This is a genomic window from Rhizobacter sp. (assembly GCA_021153565.1).
Taxonomy (GTDB): Bacteria; Pseudomonadota; Gammaproteobacteria; order Burkholderiales; family Burkholderiaceae_C; genus Albitalea.
Map to the genome: position 1 here is coordinate 1 of JAJKJU010000289.1, position 6,500 is coordinate 6,500.

At 63.3% G+C, this 6,500-nt stretch carries 7 protein-coding genes and 1 tRNA gene; 5 read left to right on the plus strand and 3 right to left on the minus strand.

All coding sequences use genetic code 11. The features are described from left to right. Nucleotides 1-81: 81 nt before the first annotated feature. The 3 genes from AC30NL_RS18235 to serS form a co-directional block, all read right to left on the minus strand. Nucleotides 82-204, minus strand: a complete 123-nt coding sequence (locus AC30NL_RS18235; RefSeq protein WP_489465406.1) for a hypothetical protein — start codon at nt 202-204, stop codon at nt 82-84. A gap of 224 nt (nt 205-428) precedes the next feature. Further along, nucleotides 429-519: transfer RNA gene (locus tag AC30NL_RS18240), tRNA-Ser, on the minus strand. A 49-nt stretch (nt 520-568) separates the two neighbouring features. Then, entirely contained in the window at nt 569-1,885 is a 1,317-nt protein-coding gene (gene serS / locus AC30NL_RS18245; RefSeq protein ID WP_489465407.1) for a serine--tRNA ligase, read from the minus strand. A 210-nt stretch (nt 1,886-2,095) separates the two neighbouring features. On the opposite strand from serS, the gene AC30NL_RS18250 reads away from it, so the two are divergent. Genes AC30NL_RS18250 through AC30NL_RS18270 form a run of 5 tightly spaced genes read left to right on the plus strand, consistent with a single transcriptional unit; the run spans nt 2,096 to nt 6,394 of the window. Beyond that, nucleotides 2,096-3,292, plus strand: coding sequence for a cytochrome-c peroxidase (locus AC30NL_RS18250; RefSeq protein ID WP_489465408.1), 1,197 nt, complete (start codon nt 2,096-2,098; stop codon nt 3,290-3,292). A 31-nt stretch (nt 3,293-3,323) separates the two neighbouring features. Then, nucleotides 3,324-4,625 carry a hypothetical protein gene (locus AC30NL_RS18255; protein WP_489465409.1) on the plus strand — a complete coding sequence of 434 codons (1,302 nt, stop codon included), beginning with the start codon at nt 3,324-3,326 and terminating at the stop codon, nt 4,623-4,625. Next, a complete protein-coding gene (locus AC30NL_RS18260; RefSeq protein WP_489465410.1) occupies nt 4,625-5,170 on the plus strand; it encodes an FMN-binding protein in 546 nt (181 codons plus the stop codon). Before AC30NL_RS18255 ends, AC30NL_RS18260 begins: the two co-directional genes overlap by 1 nt. Nucleotides 5,171-5,172: 2 nt before the next feature. Continuing rightward, the gene (locus AC30NL_RS18265) at nt 5,173-5,916 is read left to right on the plus strand and encodes an FAD:protein FMN transferase (RefSeq protein WP_489465411.1); all 744 of its coding nucleotides are present in this window, start codon (nt 5,173-5,175) and stop codon (nt 5,914-5,916) included. Nucleotides 5,917-5,926: 10 nt separating this feature from the next. Further along, entirely contained in the window at nt 5,927-6,394 is a 468-nt protein-coding gene (locus AC30NL_RS18270; RefSeq protein WP_489465412.1) for a DUF4405 domain-containing protein, read from the plus strand. Nucleotides 6,395-6,500 lie beyond the last annotated feature (106 nt).

Sequence of the window (6,500 nt, forward strand, 5' to 3'; positions counted from 1 at the left end):
AACATGTGCGGGCACCGCCGAAAACATCGCGGGACAGGTGCCATGACTCAACCTCGATTAGCGTGGTTCGGCAAGCCGAAATTACATCGGGTCATAACAAGGGGTCAGCGGTTGCGCATCGGGGTCCGACAGGGCGGCTGCGGTGATCGCCTCATCCTCTTCGGGCGTCGGCATCACGATGGCTTGCTTGGGCGCTTTCGACATGTGGGGCGATGGTAAAGCGGGAGCCTCTATCCCGAAATCAGGATAGCCCAGCATCGAGCACCCTCGATGGCGCCCCCTCCTAATCGAACGAGCGCCGCGGGGCGAAAGAATCATGCCTCTCAGCACGGCGCACCACGTGTCACCGTGACGCATTTTCTATGGGGAGTCTTTTGGGGGGGTAGAAAAAGAAAACGGGGCGCTAGGCCCCGTATTTCCTCATCACCTGGCGGAGAAGGAGGGATTCGAACCCTCGATACGGTATAACCGTATACCGGATTTCGAGTCCGGCGCATTCGACCACTCTGCCACCTCTCCAGAATCTTCATGCGGGCTTGGCGGGTCGAGCCAAGCCCAAGATTCTAACTCAGGGTTTGAGCGCTTCCTGTCCGGCAAAGTACGGGCGGAGCACTTCGGGGATCGTCACCGACCCGTCGGCGTTCTGGTAGTTCTCGAGCACGGCCACCAAGGCGCGCCCTACCGCCAAGCCCGAGCCGTTGAGCGTGTGCACCAGTTCGTTCTTGCCCTGCGCATTCTTGAAGCGCGCCTGCATGCGCCGCGCCTGGAAGGCTTCGCAGTTCGAGACCGAGCTGATTTCGCGGTAGGTCTTTTGCGCCGGCAGCCAGACTTCGAGGTCGTAGGTCTTGGTCGAGCCGAAGCCGAGGTCTCCGGTGGCAAGGGCCACCACTCGGTATGGCAGCCCGAGCTTTTGCAGGATGACCTCGGCGTGGCGCGTCATGTCCTCCAGCGCCTCGTAGCTCGTCTCCGGATTCACCACCTGCACCATCTCGACCTTGTCGAACTGGTGCTGGCGGATCATGCCGCGCGTGTCGCGGCCAGCGCTGCCCGCTTCGCTTCGAAAGCAGGGGCTGTGCGCGGTGAGCTTGATGGGCAGGGCGTCTGCGGCCAGCACCTGCTCGCGCACGGTGTTCGTGAGCGAGATTTCCGAGGTAGAGATGAGGTATTGCTCGCTGCCCGCGGCAATCGTTTCGCCGCCATCGGCTTCTTCGCCGCGATAGACCCAGAACATCTGGTCCTTGAACTTGGGCAGTTGGCCGGTGCCTTCGAGGATTTCGCGGTTGACGATGTAGGGCGTATAGCACTCGGTGTAGCCGTGCTCCCCGGTCTGAGTGTCGAGCATGAACTGCGCCAGTGCGCGATGCAGCTTCGCCATCGGGCCACGCAGAAAGGTGAAGCGCGAACCGGAGAGCTTGGCACCTGTGTCGAAGTCGAGTCCAAGCGGGCCGCCCAGGTCCACGTGGTCACGCGGCTCGAAGTCGAAGCTCCGCGGCGTGCCGACGCGACGAACCTCCACGTTGGCGTTTTCGTCGGCCCCCACCGGCACGCTGTCGTGCGGCAGGTTGGGCACGGCCATCAGCATTGCCGACAGATCGGTCTGGATCACTTCAAGCCGATCGGCCGAAGCCTTTAATTCGTCGGCGATACCACCCACCTCGGCCATTGCGGCGGAACTGTCTTCGCCCTTGGACCTCAACTGGCCGATCTGCTTGGACAGGCTGTTGCGGCGCGCCTGCAATTCCTCGGTACGCGTCTGGATGGTCTTTCGCTCCGATTCGAGCGATTGAAAACGTTCGACGTCGAGAAAAGGCTGGGGCGACTTGCGCCTTTCCAGGCGGGCGATGACGCCGGGCAAATCCTTGCGCAATAAGTTGATGTCAAGCATGGCGGCAGGCCACGTGCGTGGCGGCGAAGGGAGTGCGTAGAGGCGGGATTGTAGGCAAGCAATGCCAAATCCATAGCAAGATGCACCGCCGCGCACGCATGGCCCAGTCCGCTTTTTTCCGCGGCCAGCACGACACGAGTATGCTTGCGAACCGTTCGCATTTGCAATATCGAACTTATGCCGAGGTGCACTAGAACCAGAGGAGTCGACGTGGTCCGCAGGTTGTCCATTGGTTTGAGCGTGTTGCTCTCAGCACTCGTGCTGTCCGCCTGCGGCGGCGGCACTGCGGTATCCGACGTTGACACCGCCTCCACGATGACCCCCCTTTCGGCACAGGCAAGCCTCGGCGAAAAGATCTTCAACGACACCTCGATCTCCGCCTCGGGCCGGCAATCGTGTGCGACTTGCCACGTCGCGAACAGCGGGCACGCCGCAGACAACGATTTGCCCGCACAAATGGGCGGAGCAGGACTTGAGCTTCAGGGCAAACGCAGTTCGCCTTCCATCCGCTACCTGGCGACCAACAGCGCGTTCCACTTCGCAGCAGACGGCACGCCCACTGGCGGATTCTTCTGGGACGGGCGGACGAGTTCTCTGCAAGACCAGGCAGGACGTCCCTTCACGAATCCTGTCGAAATGGCCAACATCAGCGCCAGCGAAGTCGTCGACAGGCTCTCGCACGCGGCGTACGCGGATGAGTTCAAAAGGCTCTTCGGCGCAGACATCTTCACGCGACAGGAAGACGCCTTCTCCCGCATGACGCTCGCACTGCAGCAGTTCCAACGTGAAGACACAATCTTCCACGCCTTCTCGAGCAAGTACGATGAATTCCTGCGCGGCAAGGCCAGCCTCAGCGACCAGGAACTGCGCGGATTCGCGCTCTTCAACAATCCGGCCAAGGGCAACTGCGCCGCCTGTCATCCATCGGCCAAGAACAGCGACGGCAGTCACGCGCTCTTCACCGACTTCAGCTACGACAACCTCGGCATTCCGCGCAACCCTGATCTGCTGCAAAACGCCGACCCGACTTCCTTCGACCTGGGCCTGTGCGCCCGCGAAGGCGGTGACATGGCATCGCGAGGCGATCTATGCGGAGCTTTCAAGGTGCCGTCGCTGCGCAACGTCGCCCTGCGCAAGGTCTTCTTCCATAACGGCCGCTTCAAGTCACTGAAAGACGCACTTACCTTCTACGTGCAGCGCGATACAAACCCCGAGAAGTTCTATCCCTTGAACGCCGACGGCACGGTGAAGAAGTTCGATGACCTGCCGACGCAGTATCACGCGAACGTCAACACCACCGAAGTGCCCTACAACCGCCGGCCTGGCGACGCACCGGCCCTCTCGGACACCGAGATCGACGACGTGATCGCATTCCTTCAAACCTTGAATGACGGCTACAAGCGCTGATCCGAATTCCACACACTCTCCCGCCATACATATGACAAGTTCTCGCATCCTTACCACTTCGAAGATCGCCCTCGCCGCAGTTTTGGCAGTCGGTGGTACACAAGTCTTCGCCCAGTCCGCGACCGAGGCGGAACTCGCACGCAGGCTCGACCAACTCTCCGCCGAACTCGCTGCCGTGAAGGCACAGTTGGCGCAGATGCAGCAGCAGCGTGCGACGACACCTGAGGCGTCGAAACCCTCTGCGCTGGCTGCCGCAGAACCTGCGCCCGCGCCCGTCGCAGCCTCCGAAGCCGCTACCGTGTTGTCGAGCTACGGCGAGATCAACTACAACCGCCCGAACAAGGCGAGCCAGAACGCGCAGGCCGATCTGCGCCGCTTCGTGCTGGGCTACCAGCATCGCTTCGACGCGAAGACCAAGGTCGTGACCGAGCTTGAGGTCGAGCACTCGGTGACTTCGTCGAGCGATCCCGGCGAGGTTGCGGTCGAGCAGGCATACATCGAACACCAAGTTCAACCGAACCTGGCCGTGCGTGCCGGCCTATTCCTGATGCCGGCCGGCCTGCTCAACGAGAACCACGAGCCGCCGGCCTTCTTCGGCGTTGAGCGCAACTTCGTCGAGACAGCCATCATCCCGAGCACCTGGCGCGAAGGCGGCATCCAGCTCGTGGGCAACTTCGACAACGGCCTCACGGTGCAAGGCGGCATCAGCAGCAGCTTTGACCTGACGAAGTGGGACGCGGCGGCCACCGAAGGTGCCGAATCGCCGCTCGGTTCGATCCACCAGGAACTGGCACTCGCAAAAGCACGCGACCTTGCGGTCTTCGGTGCAGTGAACTGGCGCGGCATGCCAGGCCTGCTCGTCGGCGCGTCGCTGTTCACAGGCGGCGCAACGCACGGACAGGCCGCGGCCAGCAGCCGCGTCACGCTGTGGGACGCTCACGCCCGCTGGACACCAGGGCGCTGGGATCTGTCGGCCGTGTACGCGCGCGGCACCATCAGCAACACCGCGGCGCTCAATGCGACGCTGGTGGGCAACCCGACGCTGATTCCAAAGTCCTTCGATGGCTGGTACGGCCAAGCCGCCTACCGCCTGTGGACCAGCGGCGACTACGCGCTTTCGCCTTTTGTGCGCGTCGAGCGCTTCAACACCGCGAAGAGCTTCGCCGACCTCGGCCCCGGCATCACGCCCAGCGCTGCCGCAACGGAGCAGGTGGTGACGCTGGGCGCCAACTTCCAGGTCGCGCAAGGCATCGTCGTGAAAGCCGACGTGCAGCGCTTCCGCGAGAACAGCGACGCGAACCGTCTGAACCTGGGCCTGGGCTGGAGCTTCTGATGCGCATCACGCTCACGACGGCGGCATCGGCACTCGTGCTCGCGCCGACGAGCGTGTTCGCGGTCGACTACCTGAGCGCCGACCAAGCCGCGAAGTTGATGTTTCCGCAAGCCGATCGCTTCGAATCACGCGAAGTGAAGCTCGATGCTGCGCAGATGCAAAAGCTGTCGGCACAAGGCGTGCAGGCGCGATCGGCGACGTGGCCGGTGCGCGTCGCGTATCACGGCTCGGCAACGCTCGGCTACATCGTGATCGACGAGGTCGTCGGCAAATTCGAGCTCATCAGCTACGCGGTTGGAATCGCCGCAGACGGCGCGGTAAGACAGGTCGAGATCCTCTCCTACCGCGAGAGCCACGGCCAAGAAATCCGCCTGCCTGCGTGGCGACAGCAGTTCGTCGGCAAGACAGTGGCATCGACGATCCAAGTGGGCGAGGACATCGCCAACATCAGCGGCGCGACCTTGAGCTGCAAGCACGTGACAGATGGCGTGAAGCGCATCGTGGCCGTCGTCGATCTGGCGCGGCGAAATGGGGTGCTGGGGTGAACGTGACAGCCACCACCGTGGCCTGGGTGCGCCGTGCCAAACCCTTGCTGGGCACGATCGTCGAGGTGGGCGCGCTCGGCCAACACGCTCGCGTCGATGACGCCGTGCGTGTGGCATTCGAGGCGGTGGCCGACATTCAAGCGCGGCTGTCACGCTTCGAGCCGGCGAGCGACATCACGCGCTTTCACGCCATTCCGAGCGGTACAAGCATCGCGATCGAAAAGCACGCAAACACCGTTCTCATGGCGGCGCAAAGCTTGCGCGACGCGAGCGGCGGCATCTTCGACATTACCCTGGGCACGGCGCCAGAGGGCTGGCGCTGCGAAAGATCGCATTTGCACAAACTCGGCGACAAAGTGCGCCTTGACCTCGGCGGCATCGCCAAGGGGTATGCGGTAGACCATGCTGTCGATGCCTTGATGGCCAACGGCTGCGAGGCCGGATGGGTCAACGCCGGCGGCGACGTTCGCGTGTTCGGCGACACCGACCTGCCCGTGTCCCTTCGCGACGAGCACGCAGGCGGCGTGCGGCAATTCGCCAAGCTGCGCGACGGCGCCTTTGCCACAAGCCACTTCGGTCACGGCAGCCGATCGCAGGCCTTCGCCCCGATACCCGTGCAAGCCCATGCCAGCGTCGCAGCGCCCTTGTGCCTTTGGGCCGACGCGCTCACCAAAGTCGTGGCGATCAGCGGCGATACTGCCAACCCCTTGCTCGCCCGCTACGGCGCGCAGGCTTGGCTGCATTGATCCGTTCGCGATGAACCGTCACATTCCCCGCCCGCACCGTCAGCACGGCCTGCCCCGCTGGCAGCGCGCCATGCTCTACCTGAGCGGGTTGCTGCTGCTCGCGACAGGAATCACTTGGTTGTCCCTTCACTATGGCGCGGGTACTGATGGCTTGCCCCATCCGCTCGAAGCCTGGACGATGCGACTGCATGGATTCGCGGCCTTCTTCGGCCTGTTCATGTTCGGCGCGCTGTCGGCTGCGCACATCCCTCACGGATGGCGCATGAGTGGACGGCAGCGCTGGGCGCAGCAGCGCGGATCAGGCCTGGTCATGTGCGGCCTGGCCGGGCTGCTCGCGCTGACCGGTTACCTGCTGTACTACTTTGCCCCCGAGGGCATTCGCCCGCAGCTCGGCTGGGTCCACTCCGGCGTCGGCGGCCTCATGGGCATGTTGCTCCTGCTGCATCGGCGACCGAAGTCACGCCACTTGCGGGATTGAAGGGATCAGAGGCTGAGAGTATTTCGAGCGTGTCCGAGCAGCACGTCAAAAGGCGCCTGATCTAGGCGCAAAGCGCAGCCATAGCTCGTGCTATGGCGAGCATTTG

Excerpts from the sequence above, each read along its gene's own strand:
- AC30NL_RS18235 (WP_489465406.1), bottom strand. The coding sequence starts at position 204 with ATGTCGAAAGCGCCCAAGCAAGCCATCGTGATGCCGACGCCCGAAGAG.
- serS (WP_489465407.1), bottom strand. The coding sequence starts at position 1,885 with ATGCTTGACATCAACTTATTGCGCAAGGATTTGCCCGGCGTCATCGCC.
- AC30NL_RS18255 (WP_489465409.1), top strand. The coding sequence starts at position 3,324 with ATGACAAGTTCTCGCATCCTTACCACTTCGAAGATCGCCCTCGCCGCA.
- AC30NL_RS18260 (WP_489465410.1), top strand. The coding sequence starts at position 4,625 with ATGCGCATCACGCTCACGACGGCGGCATCGGCACTCGTGCTCGCGCCG.
- AC30NL_RS18270 (WP_489465412.1), top strand. The coding sequence starts at position 5,927 with ATGAACCGTCACATTCCCCGCCCGCACCGTCAGCACGGCCTGCCCCGC.